This window comes from Pseudomonas sp. Sample_23, assembly GCF_004307595.1.
GTDB classification, from domain to species: Bacteria; Pseudomonadota; Gammaproteobacteria; order Pseudomonadales; family Pseudomonadaceae; genus Aquipseudomonas; species Aquipseudomonas atacamensis.
In genome coordinates this window covers 111,225-131,960 of the sequence record NZ_RCNX01000035.1, presented here as the reverse complement: position 1 = coordinate 131,960, position 20,736 = coordinate 111,225, and the positions used below count along the sequence as shown (strand labels likewise).

18 protein-coding genes are annotated in these 20,736 nt (G+C 59.5%); 16 read left to right on the top strand and 2 right to left on the bottom strand.

Features of this window, described 5'->3' with window-relative positions:
* Positions 1–11: 11 nt before the first annotated feature.
* From dnaE to ispD, 8 genes are all read left to right on the top strand, one after another.
* Positions 12–3,533, top strand: a complete 3,522-nt coding sequence (gene dnaE, locus D8U82_RS08685) for a DNA polymerase III subunit alpha (protein WP_122747625.1) — start codon at positions 12–14, stop codon at positions 3,531–3,533.
* A gap of 139 nt (positions 3,534–3,672) precedes the next feature.
* Positions 3,673–4,620 (top strand): acetyl-CoA carboxylase carboxyltransferase subunit alpha, encoded by a 948-nt coding sequence (locus D8U82_RS08680; RefSeq protein WP_016771465.1) that lies wholly within the window; start codon positions 3,673–3,675, stop codon positions 4,618–4,620.
* Between the two features lie 132 nt (positions 4,621–4,752).
* Positions 4,753–6,081: a tRNA lysidine(34) synthetase TilS gene (gene tilS, locus D8U82_RS08675; RefSeq protein ID WP_130902038.1), complete on the top strand. Its 1,329-nt coding sequence runs from the start codon at positions 4,753–4,755 to the stop codon at positions 6,079–6,081.
* A 274-nt stretch (positions 6,082–6,355) separates the two neighbouring features.
* Positions 6,356–7,987, top strand: a complete 1,632-nt coding sequence (locus D8U82_RS08670) for a CTP synthase (protein WP_016771462.1) — start codon at positions 6,356–6,358, stop codon at positions 7,985–7,987.
* A 4-nt stretch (positions 7,988–7,991) separates the two neighbouring features.
* Positions 7,992–8,837 (top strand): 3-deoxy-8-phosphooctulonate synthase, encoded by an 846-nt coding sequence (gene kdsA / locus D8U82_RS08665; RefSeq protein WP_007954807.1) that lies wholly within the window; start codon positions 7,992–7,994, stop codon positions 8,835–8,837.
* A gap of 155 nt (positions 8,838–8,992) precedes the next feature.
* Complete coding sequence (gene eno, locus D8U82_RS08660; RefSeq protein WP_130902037.1) at positions 8,993–10,282, top strand: phosphopyruvate hydratase; 1,290 nt, start codon at positions 8,993–8,995, stop codon at positions 10,280–10,282.
* A 169-nt stretch (positions 10,283–10,451) separates the two neighbouring features.
* A complete protein-coding gene (gene ftsB / locus D8U82_RS08655; protein WP_016771460.1) occupies positions 10,452–10,730 on the top strand; it encodes a cell division protein FtsB in 279 nt (92 codons plus the stop codon).
* Positions 10,727–11,434, top strand: a complete 708-nt coding sequence (ispD, locus tag D8U82_RS08650) for a 2-C-methyl-D-erythritol 4-phosphate cytidylyltransferase (protein ID WP_130902036.1) — start codon at positions 10,727–10,729, stop codon at positions 11,432–11,434. Before ftsB ends, ispD begins: the two co-directional genes overlap by 4 nt.
* Before the next feature lie 143 nt (positions 11,435–11,577).
* Here the strand turns inward: ispD and D8U82_RS08645 are convergent, their stop codons facing one another.
* Positions 11,578–12,474: a LysR substrate-binding domain-containing protein gene (locus D8U82_RS08645; RefSeq protein ID WP_130902035.1), complete on the bottom strand. Its 897-nt coding sequence runs from the start codon at positions 12,472–12,474 to the stop codon at positions 11,578–11,580.
* A 116-nt stretch (positions 12,475–12,590) separates the two neighbouring features.
* On the opposite strand from D8U82_RS08645, the gene D8U82_RS08640 reads away from it, so the two are divergent.
* From D8U82_RS08640 to rpoS, 8 genes are all read left to right on the top strand, one after another.
* Positions 12,591–13,703: an S-(hydroxymethyl)glutathione dehydrogenase/class III alcohol dehydrogenase gene (locus tag D8U82_RS08640; RefSeq protein ID WP_110600129.1), complete on the top strand. Its 1,113-nt coding sequence runs from the start codon at positions 12,591–12,593 to the stop codon at positions 13,701–13,703.
* An 88-nt stretch (positions 13,704–13,791) separates the two neighbouring features.
* Complete coding sequence (gene fghA, locus D8U82_RS08635; RefSeq protein ID WP_130902034.1) at positions 13,792–14,637, top strand: S-formylglutathione hydrolase; 846 nt, start codon at positions 13,792–13,794, stop codon at positions 14,635–14,637.
* A gap of 43 nt (positions 14,638–14,680) precedes the next feature.
* Complete coding sequence (gene ispF, locus D8U82_RS08630) at positions 14,681–15,154, top strand: 2-C-methyl-D-erythritol 2,4-cyclodiphosphate synthase (protein WP_007954821.1); 474 nt, start codon at positions 14,681–14,683, stop codon at positions 15,152–15,154.
* Positions 15,151–16,209, top strand: coding sequence for a tRNA pseudouridine(13) synthase TruD (gene truD / locus D8U82_RS08625; RefSeq protein ID WP_125925198.1), 1,059 nt, complete (start codon positions 15,151–15,153; stop codon positions 16,207–16,209). Before ispF ends, truD begins: the two co-directional genes overlap by 4 nt.
* Positions 16,197–16,946, top strand: a complete 750-nt coding sequence (gene surE / locus D8U82_RS08620; RefSeq protein WP_024011837.1) for a 5'/3'-nucleotidase SurE — start codon at positions 16,197–16,199, stop codon at positions 16,944–16,946. The genes truD and surE overlap by 13 nt, the downstream gene beginning before the upstream one ends.
* Before the next feature lie 38 nt (positions 16,947–16,984).
* The gene (locus D8U82_RS08615) at positions 16,985–17,620 is read left to right on the top strand and encodes a protein-L-isoaspartate(D-aspartate) O-methyltransferase (protein ID WP_160768345.1); all 636 of its coding nucleotides are present in this window, start codon (positions 16,985–16,987) and stop codon (positions 17,618–17,620) included.
* A 211-nt stretch (positions 17,621–17,831) separates the two neighbouring features.
* Complete coding sequence (locus D8U82_RS08610; protein WP_073476023.1) at positions 17,832–18,701, top strand: peptidoglycan DD-metalloendopeptidase family protein; 870 nt, start codon at positions 17,832–17,834, stop codon at positions 18,699–18,701.
* Between the two features lie 106 nt (positions 18,702–18,807).
* Positions 18,808–19,815, top strand: a complete 1,008-nt coding sequence (rpoS, locus tag D8U82_RS08605; protein WP_016771451.1) for an RNA polymerase sigma factor RpoS — start codon at positions 18,808–18,810, stop codon at positions 19,813–19,815.
* Between the two features lie 533 nt (positions 19,816–20,348).
* Here rpoS and fdxA read toward each other — a convergent pair.
* Positions 20,349–20,672, bottom strand: a complete 324-nt coding sequence (gene fdxA / locus D8U82_RS08600) for a ferredoxin FdxA (protein ID WP_016771449.1) — start codon at positions 20,670–20,672, stop codon at positions 20,349–20,351.
* Positions 20,673–20,736: the final 64 nt, after the last annotated feature.

The following is a 20,736-nucleotide window of genomic DNA, read 5'->3' as shown; positions in this document are numbered from 1 at the left end:
ACAGGATCACTATGCCGGCTTCATTCGTTCATCTACGCCTGCACACTGAATACTCCCTGGTCGACGGGCTGGTGCGGATCAAGCCGCTGGTCAAAGCGCTGACCGCCATGAACATGCCGGCGGTCGCGGTCACAGACCAGAACAACATGTGTTCCCTGGTCAAGTTCTATAAAAACGCTATGGGCGCCGGCATCAAGCCGATCTGCGGCGCCGACCTGTGGCTGGCGAACAAGGACCCGGATGCACCGCTGAGCCGCCTCAGCCTGCTGGTGATGAACGCTCAGGGTTATCGCAATCTCACCGAACTGATCTCGCGTGGCTTCATCGAAGGCCAGCGCAACGGCATGGTCATCGTCGAGCGCGAGTGGGTGGCCGAGGCTAACGAAGGTTTGATCATGCTGTCCGCCGCCAAAGAAGGCGAGATCGGCATGGCCATGATCGGCGGCAACCCGGCGGAAGCCGAAGCGCTGGCACGCGAGTGGATGGCGGTGTTCCCGGATCGTTTCTATCTGGAAATCCAGCGCACCAACCGCCCCAACGATGAAGAGCAACTGCACGGCGCCGTGGCGCTGGCCGACAAGCTTGGCGCGCCGCTGGTGGCGACCAACGATGTGCGCTTCATCAAGCAGGAAGACTTCGCCGCCCACGAAACCCGTGTGTGCATCGGTGAAGGCCGCGCCCTCGATGACCCGCGTCGTTCGAAGAATTACAGCGATCAGCAATACCTGAAGAGCGCCGAGGAAATGCTCGAGCTGTTCAGCGATATTCCCGACGCCATCGAAAACACCGTCGAGATCGCCAAGCGCTGTAACATCGAAGTGAAGCTGGGCACGCACTTCCTCCCCAACTTCCCGATCCCCGATGGCATGACCATCGACGAATATTTCCGCAAGGTCTCCTTCGAAGGGCTCGAAGAACGCCTGGCGGTGCTGCTGCCCAAGGACACCACCGAAGACTACGAAGCCAAGCGCCAGGTCTACGTCGACCGCTTGAATTTCGAGCTGGATATCATCATCCAGATGGGCTTCCCCGGTTACTTCCTGATCGTGATGGACTTTATCCAGTGGGCCAAGAATAACGGCGTACCGGTAGGTCCGGGCCGTGGGTCAGGTGCCGGATCGCTGGTGGCTTACGTACAGAAGATCACCGACCTCGACCCGCTGGAATATGACCTGCTGTTCGAACGTTTCCTTAACCCGGAACGGGTTTCCATGCCCGACTTCGACGTCGATTTCTGCATGGACGGCCGTGACCGGGTGATCGATTACGTGGCCGAGAAATACGGCCGCAACGCGGTGAGCCAGATCATCACCTTCGGTTCCATGGCCGCCAAGGCTGTGGTCCGTGACGTGGCGCGGGTGCAGGGCAAGTCCTATGGCCTGGCGGATCGTCTGTCGAAGATGATTCCGTTCGAAGTCGGCATGACCCTGGAAAAAGCCTACGAGCAGGAAGAGATCCTGCGCGACTTCATCAAGGTCGATGAAGAAGCGGCGGAAATCTGGGAGATGGCGCGCAAGCTCGAGGGCGTGGTGCGTAACGTCGGCAAACACGCCGGTGGTGTGGTGATCGCGCCGACCAAATTGACCGACTTCTCGCCGATCTATTGCGACGAGGCCGGCGACGGTCTGGTAACCCAGTTCGACAAGGACGACGTTGAGGCCGCCGGTCTGGTGAAGTTCGACTTCCTCGGCCTGCGGACCCTGACGATCATCGACTGGGCGCTGAAAACCATCAACCGCGATCGCGCCAAGGTCAACGAGCCGCCGCTGGATATCGCTTTTATTCCGCTGGACGACAAGCCGACCTACCAGTTGCTGCAAAAAGCCGAAACCACGGCGGTGTTCCAGCTTGAATCCCGGGGCATGAAAGAGCTGATCAAAAAGCTCAAGCCCGACTGCCTGGAAGACTTGATCGCACTGGTGGCACTGTTTCGTCCGGGTCCGCTGCAATCGGGCATGGTGGATGACTTCATCAACCGTAAGCACGGTCGCGCCGAACTGGCGTATCCGCACTCGGACTACCAGTACGACGGTCTGAAGCCGGTACTGGCGCCGACTTACGGCATCATCCTGTATCAGGAACAGGTGATGCAGATTGCCCAGGTCATGGCCGGTTACACCCTCGGCGGTGCGGACATGCTGCGTCGAGCGATGGGTAAGAAAAAGCCTGAAGAAATGGCCAAGCAGCGCGGCGGTTTCATTGAGGGTTGCGCGACCAACGGGATCGACGCGGATCTTGCCGGTAACATTTTCGACCTGGTGGAGAAATTCGCCGGTTACGGCTTCAACAAATCCCACTCCGCCGCTTACGGCCTGGTGTCCTACCAGACCGCTTGGCTGAAAGCCCACTACCCGGCGCCGTTCATGGCCGCGGTACTCTCGGCGGATATGCACAACACCGACAAGGTCGTGACCTTGATCGAAGAAGTGCGGACGATGAAGCTGCGCCTCGACGCGCCGGACGTGAACACTTCGGAGTTCAAGTTCACGGTGAACGACGACGGCCGTATCGTTTATGGCCTCGGCGCGATCAAGGGTGTCGGTGAAGGTCCGGTGGAAGCGATCACCGAAGCGCGTCAGGCCGGTCCGTTCAAGGATCTGTTCGATTTCTGCGCGCGGGTCGACCTCAAGCGCATCAACAAACGAACTCTTGATGGCTTGATTCGCAGCGGCGCGCTGGATCGCCTCGGCCCGTACTTCCACGACGAACAAAAGGCCTATCAAGCCAACATCGACCGTAACCGCGCGGTACTGCTGGCGGCGATGGAAGAGGCGATCAAGGCGGCCGAGCAGACTGCGCGGACTCACGACTCTGGCCACGCCGACCTGTTTGGCGGCTTGTTCGTCGAGGAAGATGCCGACGTCTACGCGTCCCATCGCAAGGCCAAGGAACTGACCCTCAAGGAACGCCTCAAGGGTGAAAAAGACACTCTGGGTCTGTACCTGACCGGTCACCCGATCGACGAGTACGAAGGCGAGATCCGCCGTTTCGCCCGCCAGCGCATCATCGACCTGAAGCCGGCGCGTGACACGCAAACCGTAGCGGGGATGATCATTGCCCTGCGGGTGATGAAGAACAAGAAGGGCGACAAGATGGGCTTCATCACCCTCGACGACCGCTCCGGGCGGATCGAAGCGTCGCTGTTTGCCGATGCGTTCCATTCGGCGCAATCACTGTTGCAGACCGACGCGATGGTGGTGGTTGAAGGCGAGGTCAGCAATGACGACTTCTCCGGCGGCCTGCGCCTGCGGGTCAAGCGGGTGATGAGCATGGAGGATGCGCGGACCAATCTGGCCGAAAGCCTGCGCTTGAAGCTGCACACCCAGGATCTCAAAGGCGATCAGCTACGCTGGTTGGGCGAACTGCTCAAGCGTCATCGCGGCGCGTGCCCGGTGACCATGGAGTACACCAGCCCGGATGCGAAGACCTTGCTGCAGTTCGGCGAGACCTGGCGGATCGACCCGGCGGATACCTTGATTCAAGCCCTGCGTGACCAGTTCGGGCGAGACAACGTCTTCCTCCAATACCGTTGACCGGCAAGTGCCATCATGGCGCTTGCCCGCAACCTGAATTTTTAATCTCGACCTCAGCGCGCCTCTCCCTTAAGGTAGGGCGCGAATAGACAACCGGCCGGCCCAAGCTCACTTGGGACACGACCCAAGACGGACGCCTATGAACCCGAATTTTCTAGATTTCGAACAGCCGATCGCCGACCTGCAAGCCAAGATCGAAGAGTTGCGCTTGGTCGGTAATGACAATTCGCTGAATATCGGCGATGAGATCTCCCGCCTGCAGGACAAGAGCAAGACGCTGACCGAAGACATCTTCGGCAAGCTGACCAGCTGGCAGATCGCACGCCTGGCGCGTCACCCGAAACGCCCTTACACCCTCGATTACATCGAGCACATCTTCACCGAGTTCGACGAACTGCACGGCGACCGTCACTTCTCCGACGACGCTGCCATCGTTGGCGGTATCGCCCGTCTGGAAGACCAGCCAGTGATGATCATTGGCCACCAGAAGGGCCGTGAAGTGCGTGAGAAAGTTCGCCGCAACTTCGGCATGCCGCGTCCGGAAGGCTACCGCAAGGCCTGCCGTCTGATGGAGATGGCCGAGCGCTTCAAGATGCCGATCCTGACCTTCATCGACACCCCGGGTGCTTACCCTGGCATCGACGCTGAAGAGCGCAACCAGAGCGAAGCGATTGCCTGGAACTTGCGTGTGATGGCGCGTTTGAAGACTCCGATCATCGCCACTGTAATTGGTGAAGGTGGTTCCGGCGGCGCACTGGCCATCGGCGTCTGCGACCAATTGAACATGCTGCAATATTCGACCTACGCGGTGATCTCGCCGGAAGGTTGCGCATCGATCCTGTGGAAGACCGCCGAGAAAGCACCGGATGCCGCTGAGGCAATGGGCATAACCGCTGAGCGTTTGAAAGGCCTGGGTATCGTCGACAAAGTGATCAGCGAGCCACTGGGCGGCGCCCATCGTGACCCGGCTGCTGCCGCCGCTTCGATCCGCGCCGAACTGAGCTCGCAACTGGCGATGCTCAAGCAGTTCGATAACGAAGCGCTGCTCAAGCGCCGTTACGATCGCCTGATGAGCTACGGTCTCTAAGTCGAAGCGCGATACCCATGTGGGAGCGAGCCTGCTCGCGAAAGCGGTATAGCACTCGACGAATGTGTTGAATGTTAAACCGCCTTCGCGAGCAGGCTCGCTCCCACATTTGTTTGGGGCAAAGAGAAAGTTATGGGCCAGTCCCCGATTGATTTGCCATCCCGTCTTCTGCTGAACCTTGAGCCCTGGCGCCACGTCGCTCACTGGCGCATCGCCTTCTCCGGTGGCCTCGATTCCACCGTCCTCCTGCATCTGCTCGCCACCCTGGCGAACACTGAATCCCTCCCTGCGCTCAGCGCCATTCATATCCACCACGGCCTTCAGGCTGCGGCCGATGCGTGGCCGCAACATTGCCAAGACGTTTGCGATGCGCTGGGCGTGCCGTTGCAAGTGAAGCGGGTCACCGTGAAGGGCGGGGCGAGCCTGGAGCGGGCGGCGCGGGATGCGCGTTACGCCGTGTTCAATTCGCTGACGCAAGCCGATGATGCACTGCTGACCGGTCAACACCGCGACGACCAAGCGGAAACGCTGCTGTTTCGGCTGTTGCGCGGTGCCGGTGTCCGCGGGCTCGGCGCGATGCCGCAGCAGCGTCCAGTGGGGCAGGGCACGCTGGTTCGACCGTTGCTGGATGTCAGTCGTGCTGAGCTGGAAGGTTATGCACAGGCGCATCAGTTGCGCTGGATCGAAGACCCGTCGAATCAGGATCACCAGTTTTCGCGCAATTACCTGCGCCATCAAGTCATGCCGCTGCTGGCCGAGCGCTGGCCGCAAGCGCAGGCCAGCATGGCGCGAACGGCTGCGCATCTGCGTGAGGCGCAGGGCTTGCTCGATGAGCTGGCGCAGATTGATCTCGCACAAGCCGAAACGCCCCATGAATTCGCTTGGCTGGGTGTGCCATCGCTGGAGCTGACACCATTGACGGCGTTGTCTGACGCGCGCCAGCGAAATGCCCTCAGCCACTGGCTCGAACCGTTGACCCGGCTGCCGGATGCTGACCATTGGTCGGGTTGGACAACGCTGTGCAATGCCGGCGCCGACGCTTCTCCGATCTGGCGTCTGGCCGACGGCGAGCTGCACCGCAGCGCCGGGCGCGTCTGGTGGCTGAGCGGCAATTGGTTGCGCACGCCAGTGATCGGCGCCGACTGGCAGACCCCGACTTCAGCGCTACGCTTGCCGGATAACGGACGCGTCATGCTCCACGGGCATGCTCCAGCCGGGCCTTTGCGTATTGCCTATCGGCAGGGCGGTGAGGTCATGCAACTGGCCGAGCGCGGTAGCCGGGATCTCAAGCGTCTGCTCAACGAGCGCGCGGTGCCGGCCTTCGTGCGTGGCAGATTGCCGCTGCTGTTTCGTGACGAAGAATTGCTCGCCGTGGCGAACCAGCCGGGTCTTGATGGTCAGATGGACGAAGGCTGGACATTGCACTGGCAGCCAACAGACGAAGATCAAGGTTTGAGCTGAAAGGAGCATTCCGGTAGACTACGCTCCCTTCTTGATACAACTTCTGTGGATTCGCCTGAATTGCAGGAGTTGCCGATTACCAAGCAGTCTTTGCTGGGCGATTCCAAAAAATGTGTAGCGAGCAACGTACCGGTGTTTCATCTGCCGGTCTGTCACAACGCGGCGGTTTTTTCGAAAGGTGCACTGTGATTAATGCAGGTGATCGGGGGCTTCGGCCTTCCTTCGCTTTCCCCGGCGGCTCGTTCCGCTTTAACGCAGACTTCTAGGGTTTTTCATGACGCGCTACATATTCGTCACGGGCGGTGTTGTTTCTTCATTGGGGAAAGGCATTGCCTCGGCTTCATTGGCGGCTATCCTGGAGGCGCGGGGGCTTAAGGTCACCATGCTGAAGCTGGATCCGTACATCAACGTCGATCCAGGCACCATGAGTCCGTTCCAGCACGGTGAAGTGTTCGTCACCCACGACGGCGCCGAGACCGATCTGGATCTGGGGCACTACGAGCGGTTCATCCGCACGACCATGACCCAGAACAACAACTTCACCACCGGCCGTGTCTACGAGCACGTGCTGCGCAAAGAGCGCCGTGGCGACTACCTGGGTGCAACCATCCAGGTGATCCCGCACATCACCGACGAAATCAAGCGCCGCATCATCAAGGGTGCCGGTGACGCTGACGTGGCGATGGTCGAAATCGGTGGCACCGTCGGTGACATCGAGTCGCAACCGTTCCTCGAAGCCATCCGCCAGTTGCGTTTCGAAGTCGGCGCCAAGCGCGCGATGCTGATGCACCTGACGCTGGTGCCGTACATCGCCACCGCTGGCGAAACCAAGACCAAACCGACCCAGCACTCCGTCAAGGAACTGCGCTCGATCGGTCTGCAGCCAGACGTGCTGGTGTGCCGTTCCGATCACCCGATCGATGTGTCCTCGCGTCGCAAGATCGCCCAGTTCACCAACGTTGAAGAGCGTGCGGTAATCGCGCTGGAAGACGCCGATACCATCTACAAGATCCCGGGCATCCTGCATTCGCAGGGTCTGGACGATTTCGTCGTTGAGCGTTTCGGCTTGCAGTGCGGCAGCGCCGATCTGTCCGAGTGGGACGCAGTGGTCGATGCCAAGCTGAACCCGGAACACGAAGTGACCATCGCCATGGTCGGCAAGTACATGGAACTGCTCGACGCGTACAAGTCGCTGATCGAAGCGATGAGCCATGCCGGTATCAGCAACCGCACCAAGGTCAACCTGCGCTACATCGATTCCGAAGACATCGAGAACCAGGGCACTGCGCTGCTCGAAGGTGTTGACGCGATTCTGGTCCCGGGCGGCTTCGGTCTGCGTGGCGTGGAAGGCAAGATCACTGCGGTTCAGTACGCTCGCGAAAACAAGGTTCCGTACCTCGGCATCTGCCTGGGCATGCAAGTGGCGGTCATCGAGTTCGCCCGTAACGTACTGGGCTGGAAAGACGCCAACTCCACCGAGTTCGATCGTGCCAGCGGCCATCCGGTGGTCGGTCTGATTACCGAATGGGAAGACGCCACCGGTGCTGTCGAAGTGCGTACCGAAGCGTCCGATCTGGGCGGCACCATGCGTCTCGGCGCACAGGATTGCCTGCTTGAACCGGGCTCCAAAGTCCACGATTGCTACGGCAAGGACGTGATTGTCGAGCGTCACCGTCACCGTTACGAAGTGAACAACAACCTGCTGCCGCAGATCATCGAAGCCGGCCTGAAAATCTCCGGTCGTTCCGCCGATGCTGCGCTGGTCGAAGTGGTTGAAGCGCCGGATCACCCATGGTTCGTCGCCTGCCAGTTCCACCCTGAGTTCACCTCGACCCCACGCGACGGTCATCCGCTGTTCAGCGGTTTTGTCAAAGCCGCGTTGGCTCAACACCAGAAGAAGGCGTAACCCGATGGCACAGAAGATCATCCGCGTCGGCGACATCGAGATTGCCAACGACAAACCCATGGTGCTGTTCGGCGGCATGAACGTGCTGGAAAGCCGTGACATGGCCATGCAGGTTTGCGAAGAGTACGTGAAGGTCACCGAGAAACTCGGTATCCCTTACGTGTTCAAGGCCAGCTTCGACAAGGCCAACCGTTCTTCTGTGACTTCGTATCGCGGTCCTGGCCTGGAAGAGGGCATGCGCATCTTCCAGGACATCAAGCAAGCGTTCGGCGTGCCGATCATCACCGACGTCCACGAGCCGGATCAGGCTGCGGTCGTCGCTGAAGTCTGCGACATCATTCAGCTGCCGGCCTTCCTGTCGCGCCAGACCGATCTGGTTGTCGCGATGGCCAAGACCAATGCCGTGATCAACATCAAAAAAGCCCAGTTCCTCGCGCCTCAGGAAATGAAACACATCCTGAACAAGTGCGTGGAAGCGGGTAACGATCAGTTGATCCTTTGCGAGCGCGGTTCGAGCTTCGGCTACAACAACCTCGTGGTCGACATGCTCGGCTTCGGCATCATGAAGCAGTTCGAATACCCGGTGTTCTTCGACGTGACCCACTCGCTGCAAATGCCTGGCGGTCGTTCCGACTCCGCCGGCGGTCGCCGCGCGCAGGTCACCGACCTGGCCAAGGCCGGCATGAGCCAGTCGCTGGCGGGTCTGTTCCTCGAAGCGCATCCGGATCCGGACAACGCCAAATGCGACGGCCCTTGCGCCTTGCGTCTGGACAAACTGGAGCCATTTCTGGCCCAGCTCAAGGCTCTGGACGAACTGGTGAAGAGTTTTCCGACGGTAGAAACCGCGTAACGCTCGATTCTCCGGTAAAGTACCGCACGATTTGTCGCTCATGCCCTCGGGCGTGAGCGTTGTCGTCTGCAAGTCTGCCCGCTGTACTTCGCTTGCCGACGATAAAGATTTCCTCTAGCTGCGTCGTTTTCGTCAACTTTGGAGTGTTTACAACAATGGCAAAAATCGTCGACATCAAAGGTCGTGAAGTTCTCGACTCCCGTGGCAATCCCACCGTGGAAGCGGACGTGCTTCTCGACAACGGCATCATCGGTAGCGCCTGCGCGCCGTCCGGTGCATCCACTGGCTCGCGTGAAGCGCTCGAGCTGCGTGATGGCGACAAGAGCCGTTACCTGGGCAAGGGCGTGCTCAAGGCGGTAGCCAACATCAACGGTCCGATCCGCGATCTGCTGCTGGGCACCGACCCGAGCGACCAGAAAGCCCTCGACCAAGCGATGATCAAGCTCGACGGTACCGAAAACAAGGCGACCCTGGGCGCCAACGCCATCCTCGCCGTGTCGCTGGCTGCGGCCAAGGCAGCTGCGCAGGATCAGGATCTGCCGCTGTACGCACACATCGCCAACCTCAACGGCACCCCGGGTGTGTACTCGATGCCGGTACCGATGATGAACATCATCAACGGTGGCGAGCACGCTGATAACAACGTCGACATCCAGGAGTTCATGGTCCAGCCAGTCGGCGCCAAGTCTTTCTCGGAAGGTCTGCGCATGGGCACCGAGATTTTCCATCACCTGAAAGCTGTGCTGAAGGCCCGTGGCCTGAGCACCGCCGTTGGTGACGAAGGCGGTTTCGCGCCGAACCTGGCGTCCAACGAAGACGCGCTGAAAGTGATCTCCGAAGCCGTGGCCAACGCCGGTTACAAGCTGGGCACCGACGTGACCCTGGCGCTGGACTGCGCCGCGAGCGAGTTCTACGAAGACGGCAAGTACAACCTGTCCGGTGAAGGCCAGGTGTTCACTGCTGAAGGTTTCGCCGACTACCTCAAAGGTCTGACCGAGCGTTACCCGATCATCTCCATCGAAGACGGTCTGGACGAAGCCGACTGGGCTGGCTGGAAAATCCTCACCGACAAGATCGGCGAGAAGACTCAGCTGGTGGGCGACGACCTGTTCGTGACCAATACCAAGATCCTCAAAGAAGGCATCGATAAAAAGATCGCCAACTCGATCCTGATCAAGTTCAACCAGATCGGCACCCTGACCGAAACCCTGGAAGCCATCCAGATGGCCAAGGCTGCCGGTTACACCGCAGTGATCTCGCACCGCTCCGGCGAAACCGAAGATTCGACCATTGCCGACCTGGCTGTGGGCACCTCGGCTGGCCAGATCAAGACCGGTTCGCTGTGCCGCTCCGACCGCGTTTCCAAGTACAACCAACTGCTGCGTATCGAGGAGCAGTTGAACGGCAAGGCCAAGTACAACGGCCGTGCCGAGTTCCGCGGTTAAGCGCAACCTGATCAAAGGACACCGGATTGTGTCGGAAAAGTCGTGACAGCGATGGATTTGCCACTAATCTGATGCCTTAAGCACAAGCCTGGATCTTTCCAGGCTTCGTGCTATCAGATGCTGCAACATTATGCGTGGCTGTCTTTTTTCACTGGATACCTGATATTCGATGCGCAGTCCTTACTGGTTGTTTCTTGTTTTGCTCTTGCTGCTGGCCGGTCTGCAGTACCGCCTGTGGGTGGGCAATGGCAGTCTGGCGCAGGTCGCCGAGCTGAAACAGCAGATCGCCGAGCAACATGCCGAAAACGAAGGCCTGCTGGAGCGCAACCGGGTGATGGACGCTGAAGTCAGCGAGCTGAAGAAAGGCATGGAGACCGTTGAAGAGCGGGCTCGTCACGAACTGGGCATGGTCAAGGATGGCGAAACCCTTTACCAGTTGGCCCAATGATCGATTCCCTGCCGGCCTTCTGGGCCGTGATTCCTGCCGCGGGCGTCGGTGCCCGAATGGCCGCGGACCGTCCCAAGCAATATCTGCAACTGGGCGGGCGCACAATTCTCGAACACAGCCTCGGCTGTTTCCTCGATCACCCGAGCCTCAAGGGCCTGGTGGTCAGTCTTGCTGTAGACGATCCTTACTGGCCGAATCTGGCATGCGTCAACGATCCGCGCATTCAGCGGGTTGATGGCGGGGCGGAGCGTTCCGCGTCGGTGCTCAATGCCTTGCTGCATCTGCATGCGCAAGGTGCCGACGATGACGATTGGGTGCTGGTGCATGATGCGGCCCGGCCGAATCTGAGTCGCGATGATCTGGACAAGTTGCTTGCCGAACTCGCGGATGACCCGGTCGGCGGTCTATTGGCAGTGCCCGCTCGCGACACGCTTAAACGCGTCGATTACAACGGGCGTGTGGTTGAAACCGTGGATCGCAGCGTGATCTGGCAGGCGTATACGCCACAGATGTTTCGCCTCGGGGCGTTGCATCGGGCGTTGGCCGACAGCCTGGTTGCTGATGCGGTGATCACCGATGAGTCTTCGGCGATGGAATGGGCCGGTCTGGCACCGCGTCTGATCGAAGGGCGGGCGGATAATCTCAAGGTGACCCGACCGGAAGATCTGGAGTGGTTGCGCCAGCGGTGGGCTAACCGCCGCTGATTGCTGTGGCGTCCATTGCGCCGCCTTCGCGAGCAAGCTCGCTCCCACATTTGATTTGCGCCTGACACCAGATTTGCAGTTACTGCACGTCTACTGTGGGAGCGAGCTTGCTCGCGAAGGCGGCCGCACGAACAACCCCTCACTCAGCTTCGATACTCCGGGCGCTCCGCCAGTCCCACCTTCAAATAATCCACCAACTTGCGCACCTTCGGCGACAGATGCCGCTGCTGCGGATACAGCGCCCACACCGCCGTATTCGGCGGCTGATGCGCCTCGAGCAAGGAAATCAGCGCGCCGCTGTGCAGGTGCTCGAGCACGTAATAGTCCGGCAACTGACACAACCCGACACCCTGAAGCGCCGCATCCAGCACCGCCTGCCCACTGTTGCAACGCCAGTTGCCCTGCACCCGCTGGGAAAATTCCCGCCCGTTCTGTTCCAGTTGCCAGATATCCGAACTGCCGATCAGGCAATTGTGTCGACTCAATTCCGACAAACTGTGTGGGCGCCCATACCGTTCCAGGTAGGAAGGCGACGCGCACAGGTACATTCTCCGTGGCGCCAGGCGTGTCGCGACCAAGCGAGAATCCTGTAACCGTCCCAGACGAATTGCCAGATCCAGCCCTTCATGCACCAGATCCAGCTGGCGATTGCTCAGCTCGATATCGATACGCAGCTGCGGGTACAGCCCCATGAAGCGAGTCACCAGCGGCACGATAAAGCGTTCGCCATAGGCCACCGCGCAGGTCATGCGCAGCATGCCTTTCGGTTCGCTGGTCAGATCGCCTACCGCGCGCAAGGCTTCTTCGCGACCGTCCTGCAGGCGCTGACAATGTTGCAGGAAAGTCTGCCCGGCTTCGGTCAACGTAACTCGCCGGGTGCTGCGGTAGAGCAGGCGCGTCTGCAAACGCTCTTCGAGCCGTACGATTTGTCGACTGATGTGCGAGGAAGAAACCCCAAGACGCTCGGCAGCGGCGGTGAATTGATTGCATTCGGCGACGGCAACGAACTCGTCGATGCCTTCCCAGCGGTTTTCCGACACTTGGATTATCCCTGTATGGCAATAATGTTTTGCTTTCGTCCGGATTATTCCTCAGGGCGCGCTGAACTACACTGTCTGTCTGCTTTTTTTTTTACTGGATTCATTGGAGAGTCAGCATGATCAAGTCGCGCGCCGCCGTTGCCTTCGAGGCCAAGAAGCCGCTGGAAATCGTAGAAGTCGATGTCGCCATGCCGAAGGCTGGTGAAGTGTTGCTGCGCGTTGTCGCTTCCGGGGTGTGCCACACCGATGCCTACACCTTGTCCGGCGCAGACCCGGAAGGCATCTTCCCGTCGATCCTCGGCCACGAAGGTGGCGCCATCGTTGAAGCGATCGGTGAGGGCGTGACCTCGGTTGCCGTCGGCGATCACGTCATTCCGCTCTACACCCCGGAATGCGGCCAATGCAAATTCTGCAAGTCGGGCAAGACCAACCTTTGTCAGGCGATTCGCGCCACCCAAGGCAAGGGCCTGATGCCGGACGGCACTTCGCGCTTTTCCTACAAGGGCGAAACGATTTTCCACTACATGGGCACATCGACGTTTTCGGAGTACACCGTACTGCCGGAAATTTCCGTAGCGAAGATCTCCAAAGACGCGCCGCTGGAAAAGGTTTGCCTGCTCGGTTGCGGCGTAACCACCGGTATCGGCGCCGTGCTCAACACCGCCAAGGTCAAACCGGGTGACACCGTGGCCATCTTCGGTCTCGGTGGTATTGGCTTGTCGGCCGTGATCGGCGCGGTGAAAGCCAAGGCTGCGCGCATCATCGCCATCGACATCAATCCGGCCAAGTTCGAAATCGCCAAACAACTCGGTGCCACCGACTGCGTGAACCCGAAAGATTACGATCGTCCGATCCAGGAAGTGATCGTCGACATGACCGATGGCGGCGTCGACTTCTCCTTCGAGTGCATCGGCAATGTGCAACTGATGCGCGCCGCGCTTGAGTGCTGCCACAAAGGCTGGGGCGAGTCGGTCATCATCGGTGTCGCCGGTGCCGGCCAGGAAATCGCTACCCGGCCGTTCCAGTTGGTCACCGGTCGCGTCTGGCGCGGTTCGGCGTTCGGCGGCGTGCGTGGCCGTACTGAATTGCCGAGCTACGTCGACATGGCCCAGAGCGGCGAGATCCCGCTGGATACCTTCATCACCCACACCATGGGCCTGGAAGATATCAACAAGGCGTTCGACCTGATGCACGAAGGCAAGAGCATCCGCACCGTCATTCATTTCTAAGGAGCAGCGGCAAGCTACAAGCCACAAGCTGCAAGCAGGCGCAACGCCCTCTTGCAGCTTGAAGCTCGCAGCTTGCGGCTGAAGTGCTATGAATCTGGAAAACATTTCCTGTCAGAAGAGTTTCGGTGGCTGGCACAAGCGCTATCGCCATCGCTCCGAAGTGCTTGATTGCGACATGGTCTTTGCCGTGTACCTGCCGCCGCAAGCGGAGCAGGGCGGCAAGCTGCCGGTGCTGTACTGGTTGTCCGGGCTGACCTGCACCGATGAGAATTTCATGCAGAAGGCCGGCGCGATGCGCATGGCTGCCGAACTTGGTTTGATTATCGTCGCCCCGGATACCAGCCCACGTGGCCCGGATGTCCCGGACGATGCCGAAAAAGCTTGGGATTTCGGTCTCGGCGCCGGGTTTTATCTGAACGCCACGCAGGAGCCATGGGCGCATCATTATCAGATGCATGACTATGTCGTGCAGGAATTGCCTGCACTGGTTGAAGCGCATTTCCCCGCTTCCGACAAGCGCAGCATCAGCGGCCACTCGATGGGCGGCCACGGTGCTTTGGTCTGTGCCTTGCGCAATCCTGGGCGGTATACATCGGTTTCGGCCTTTTCGCCGATCACCCATCCGATCGATTGCCCGTGGGGCCAGAAGGCCTTTTCCAACTATTTGGGCGAAGACCGTTCGAAGTGGAAAGAGTGGGACGCCTGTGTGCTGATCGCCGAGGCGACGGAGAAGTTGCCGTTGTTGGTCGATCAAGGTGATCGTGACGATTTCCTCGCCACGCAATTGAAACCCGAGGCCTTGCAACACGCAGCAAAACAAGCGGGGCATCCGCTGGAGCTGCGCCTGCAACCGGGCTACGACCACAGCTATTTCTTCATCTCAAGCTTCATTGACGACCACTTGCAGCATCACGCACGCGCTCTGCGCGGTTAATGCAGGTAGAATCACGCCCTGACAAAAATCGGGGCGTTTTTTTATGCGTATTGGCCACGGCTACGATGTGCACCGTTTCGCTGAAGGCGATTTCATTACTCTGGGCGGCGTGCGGATTGCACACGGCTTCGGGCTGCTCGCTCATTCCGACGGTGACGTCCTGCTGCACGCCTTGAGCGATGCCTTGCTCGGCGCGGCGGCGCTGGGTGATATCGGCAAACACTTCCCGGACACCGATCCGCAATTCAAGGGCGCCGACAGCCGTGTGCTGTTGCGTCATGTGGTCAGTCTGATCCACGCCAAGGGCTGGAAAGTCGGCAACGTCGACAACACCATCGTTGCCCAGGCGCCAAAAATGGCGCCACATATCGAATCGATGCGTGCGCTGATCGCGGCGGATCTTCAAGTTGAGTTGGATCAAGTGAACGTCAAAGCTACCACCACCGAAAAGCTTGGCTTTGTCGGTCGCGAAGAAGGCATCGCCGTGCACTCCGTTGCCTTGTTGCTGCGCGCATGAATGAACTGCAATTGCTCGGCCCGCGGGCCTATGGCGAACCCCTCGGCACAGCGGTACTGAAAGCCATCGCTGAGGATTTCCAGGTCGATGAAGTGCTGGATATTCCGTTCAGCGGTGACGGCGAACACCTGTGGATCTGGGTGGAAAAGCGCGGCCTCAATACCGAAGAAGCGGCACGGCGGATCGCCAAGGCAGCCGGCGTGCCGTTGCGCACCGTCAGCTATGCCGGCCTCAAAGATCGTCAGGCCCTGACTCGACAGTGGTTCAGCGTGCAATTGCCGGGCAAGGCCGATCCGGATCTGTCGGCGGCGGAAAACGACACGCTGAAGATCCTCAAGACCACCCGCCACAAGCGCAAGCTGCAACGCGGTGCGCATTCGGCCAACGGTTTCACGTTGCGCCTGACGCAATTCGATGGCGACAAAGACGCGCTTGAACAGCGTCTGCAACTGATCGCCAAACAAGGCATTCCCAATTATTTCGGCGCCCAGCGCTTTGGCCATGACGGCGGTAACGTTGTCGATGCGCGGGCGTGGGCGGCGCGCAAGGCTTTGCCGGAACAGCGAAATGTGCGTTCGCGGTTGCTGTCGACGGCGCGCAGCTTTCTGTTCAACCAGGTGCTGGCGGCGCGCGTCGCCGATGGCACCTGGAACACCGCGCTGGTTGGCGATCTGCTGGCCTTCACCGACAGCCGCAGTTTTTTCCCGGCCGGTGAAGCCGAATGCAGCGACCCGCGTCTGGCAATTCTCGACCTGCACCCGACCGGTCCGCAGTGGGGCGAAGGTGACTCGCCCGCGGCTGGCGCAGTCCATGAACTGGAGCAGGCGATCGCCGCCCGCGAAGCGGATCTGCGCGACTGGTTGATCCACGCCGGCATGAGCCATGAACGTCGCATCCTGCGGCTGCCCATTGGCGGGTTGACGTGGCATTATCCCCAACCTGACATTCTGCAACTGGAATTCGTCCTCCCGGCCGGATGCTTTGCCACCGTATTGGTGCGCGAGCTCGTTGATCTGGTGCCGGTGGGGCAGACGGACAGCCCATGCGTATTCTGATTTCTAACGACGATGGGGTAACCGCGCCCGGTCTCGCCGCGCTTTATGCTGCGCTGGCGGATTACACCGAATGCGTGGTTATCGCCCCGGAGCAGGACAAAAGCGGCGCCAGCAGTTCGCTGACGCTCGACCGTCCGCTGCACCCGCAATACCTGGCCAACGGCTTCATCAGCCTCAACGGCACACCGACCGATTGCATTCACCTGGGCCTCAACGGCTTGCTTGAGCGCGAGGCGGACATGGTGGTTTCCGGCATCAACCTGGGCGCCAACCTCGGTGACGATGTGCTGTATTCCGGGACAGTGGCAGCGGCGCTTGAAGGACGATTTCTTGAGCGTCCGTCGTTCGCGTTCTCACTGGTTTCGCGCCAGGTGGACAACCTGCCGACCGCGGCGTACTTCGCGCGCAAGCTGGTCGAGGCCCACGCTGGGCTCGATCTGCCACCGCGCACGGTACTTAATGTGAACATCCCCAATCTGCCTATCGATCACATCCGTGGCATTCAGTTGACCCGTCTCGGCCATCGCGCCCGCGCGGCGGCGCCGATGAAAGTGGTCGATCCGCGCGGCAAGGCCGGTTACTGGATTGCTGCTGCCGGCGACGCCGAAGATGGCGGCCCGGGCACCGATTTTCATGCCGTGATGCAGGGTTATGTGTCCATCACACCGTTGCAGCTCGATCGCACCTTCAATGATGCCTTCAGAAGTCTTGATGGCTGGCTGGGGGGGCTGAGCTGATGCGTGAACATGACGACCGCCTGCGCAGCGGCATTGGCATGACGTCCCAGCGTACGCGCGAGCGACTGATCCAGCGGCTGTATGAAGAAGGCGTGTCGAACGCCAAAGTCCTGGAAGTGATCCGCCGCACACCGCGTCATCTGTTTGTCGACGAAGCGCTGGCGCATCGCGCTTATGAAGACACCGCGCTGCCGATCGGCAACAACCAGACCATCTCCCAGCCTTACATGGTGGCGCGCATGAGCGAGCTGCTGCTGGAGGCCGGCCCGCTGGATAAAGTGTTGGAGATCGGCACCGGTTCCGGCTACCAGACGGCGGTGTTGTCGCAACTGGTCGAACGGGTGTTTTCGGTCGAACGCATCAAGGTGCTGCAGGACCGCGCCAAGGAGCGTCTGGTCGAGTTGAACCTGCGCAACGTGGTGTTTCGCTGGGGCGATGGCTGGGAAGGCTGGCCGGCGCTGGCGCCATACAACGGCATCATCGTCACCGCCGTCGCCACCGATGTACCGCAAGCTTTGCTGGATCAACTGGCCCCCGGTGGGCGCATGGTGATTCCGGTCGGCTCCGGTGAAGTGCAACAACTGATGCTGATCGTGCGCGAAGAACATGGCTTTTCCCGACACGTTTTGGGCGCTGTGCGTTTCGTGCCTTTGCTCAATGGGCCACTGGCCTGAGCATTTGCGAGCAGGCGCTGAATTCCTTTCAACGGCGCCGGTCTTACACCGGCAGCCAGAGTTTAAACGCAGCGTACTTGCCCCTGGCAAACGTGTGCGTCCGGTGATTTCGCTTCATTAAAGGTAAAGCCGTTTCGGCCCGTTATACTTGCGACACTTCATGCCGCAGTGCGGCATTCAGAATTTTCAGCCACCACAAAGGGAGCGGCGGGTGAGTCTCACAGTCATTGCGCAGCGTATGGGTAACACGAGCTTTCAGCGCCTGGTGACTGGCCTTGTCTTGAGCACCTTGCTGGTCGGTTGCTCCAGCACCAAATCGAGCAACGTACGGGTTGTCGATCGCAATAATTCGGTCGCACAACGTCCGACCGTTACTACCGGGCAATATGTAGTCCGCCCCGGCGATACCTTGTTTTCGATCGCCTTTCGTTACGGCTGGGACTACAAAACCCTCGCCGCCCGCAACAATATTCCTACGCCGTATACGATCCATCCGGGTCAGACAATTCGCTTCGACGGGCGCAGCGGTTCAACGCCGACAGCGGTGGTGAGCAACTCCAGTTCTTCAGCTTCTTCGTCGAGTAAGACCACGGTAATCCGGCGCCAGGCGAATGGCACCACAACCACTACAACCACCGGTTCCAAAGGGGTTGTACCGTCCGTCGCGAGCAAACCTGCACCCGCTCCACTGCCTCCGGCAGGCCCGGCCCCGACCGGCTGGGGATGGCCATCTAATGGCGTTCTGATTGGAAAATTCTCTTCAAACGGTAGTTTGAATAAAGGAATTGATATCGCCGGAGATTTGGGACAGCCTGTTTTAGCTGCGTCTGATGGGACGGTCGTATACGCCGGGAGTGGCTTAAGGGGCTACGGCGAATTGGTCATCATCAAACACAGCGAAACCTACGTCAGTGCTTACGGACATAACCGCAGGCTGTTGGTTCGGGAGGGGCAGCAGGTCAAGGTCGGACAGACAATTGCCGAAATGGGGTCAACGGGTACAGACCGGGTGAAACTGCATTTTGAGATTCGCCGCCAAGGTAAACCTGTGGATCCGCTGCAGTTCCTGCCAAGACGTTGATTTGTAGGCCAGCCTGTTCCGTCGCGTAGAGGGGACAGGCTCCAGCGTTGCCAAGGATAAAGGCGTCGCTTGAGCTTGGGGTCGAACTCACCAAAGGACTATAACAATGGCTCTCAGTAAAGAAGTGCCGGAGTTTGACATCGACGATGAGGTTCTCCTTATGGAGACCGGCATCGATTCGGATTCGATGTTGAATGATGAAGGGGCTGCTCCACCTTCCGTTCGTTCCAAATCCAGACACTCCGCCACACTCAAACAACATAAATACATCGACTACACTCGGGCACTTGATGCCACGCAGCTGTATCTCAACGAAATCGGCTTTTCCCCTCTGCTCTCCCCGGAAGAAGAAGTTCATTTTGCGCGCTTGTCGCAAAGTGGCGATCCGGCCGGGCGCAAGCGCATGATCGAAAGTAACCTGCGGCTGGTCGTCAAGATCGCCCGGCGTTACGTCAATCGGGGGCTGTCGCTGCTGGATCTGATCGAAGAGGGCAACCTCGGCCTGATCCGCGCGGTGGAAAAGTTCGATCCCGAGCGCGGCTTCCGCTTCTCGACCTACGCCACGTGGTGGATCCGTCAGACCATCGAACGCGCGATCATGAATCAGACCCGGACCATCCGGTTGCCGATTCACGTGGTCAAGGAGCTCAACGTGTACCTGCGGGCCGCACGGGAGCTGACGCAAAAACTCGACCACGAACCTTCACCCGAAGAAATCGCCAACCTGCTGGAGAAACCGGTGGGCGAGGTCAAGCGCATGCTGGGCCTCAACGAACGGGTTTCTTCGGTCGACGTCTCGCTGGGTCCGGATTCGGATAAAACCCTGCTGGACACCCTCACTGACGATCGTCCCACCGATCCGTGCGAACTGCTGCAGGACGATGACCTGTCGCAGAGCATCGATCAATGGCTGTCGGAACTGACCGACAAGCAGCGCGAGGTGGTGATTCGCCGCTTCGGCCTGCGCGGTCACGAAAGCAGCACGCTGGAAGATGTCGGCCTGGAGATCGGCCTGACCCGCGAGCGGGTACGGCAGATCCAGGTGGAAGGCCTCAAGCGCCTTCGCGAGATCCTGGAGAAGAATGGCCTGTCGAGCGAGTCGCTGTTCCAATAAGCGCCTGATCGACCGCGCGCAAAAAAAGCCCCGGCTGATTCAATCAGTCGGGGCTTGTTGTTTATGCCTGTCTCGTGCATCGCGTTTGTCGGGCGAGGTGCCAGACGAGCGGTCAGCATTTTCTGAGTTTGTAGTCTCGCGCTGTAAGCCTTTGCTTACTGTGTCGTAAGTGTTCGTTATTTTTACACTTCGGCAGAAGGCGATTGCGATCAATGCTAAGCGGTAACTTGCTGATTTAAATAAATATTTTTCAATTATTATGTCTTTATGTCAGCGTAGACCTGCGCCTGAGCCTGATTGCTCCGCTGCGGAAACTCTCTAATATCAGGGCTGTGTCGACGGACAGACACGCCCTTTACGGAAGAGGGGAACGGACATCGCAGGAGGCGATTCATCAGGACGATGAAAAGGACTACAGGGAATAGGGAAAAAATGTGGGCGGGTCATACCGCCCCTTTTTTCGTCTGCAGAAAAGTAAAACCTGCAAAAGCAAAAAGGCCCACAAGGGGCCTTTCAGTCGAGCGCGGGGTAGATCAGCGTTCGAGTTGTTCGATCTTGTTCGGCTTGCCATCCCAATCAGCAGAATCCGGAAGCGGATCCTTGCGCTCGGTGATGTTCGGCCAGATATCCGCCAGCTCGGCATTGAGCTCGATGAAGTTTTCCATGCCGCTTGGGATCTCGTCTTCCGAGAAGATCGCCACAGCCGGGCATTCTGGTTCACACAGCGCACAGTCGATGCACTCGTCCGGGTGAATCACCAGGAAGTTCGGGCCTTCGTAAAAGCAGTCCACCGGACAGACTTCTACGCAGTCGGTGTACTTGCACTTGATGCAGTTGTCGGTGACGACGAAGGTCATTTCTAATTTTCTCCTCAGGCGGCGGCAGCGTTGCCCCTTCACGGTTGGGGTCGCCAGGTTCGGG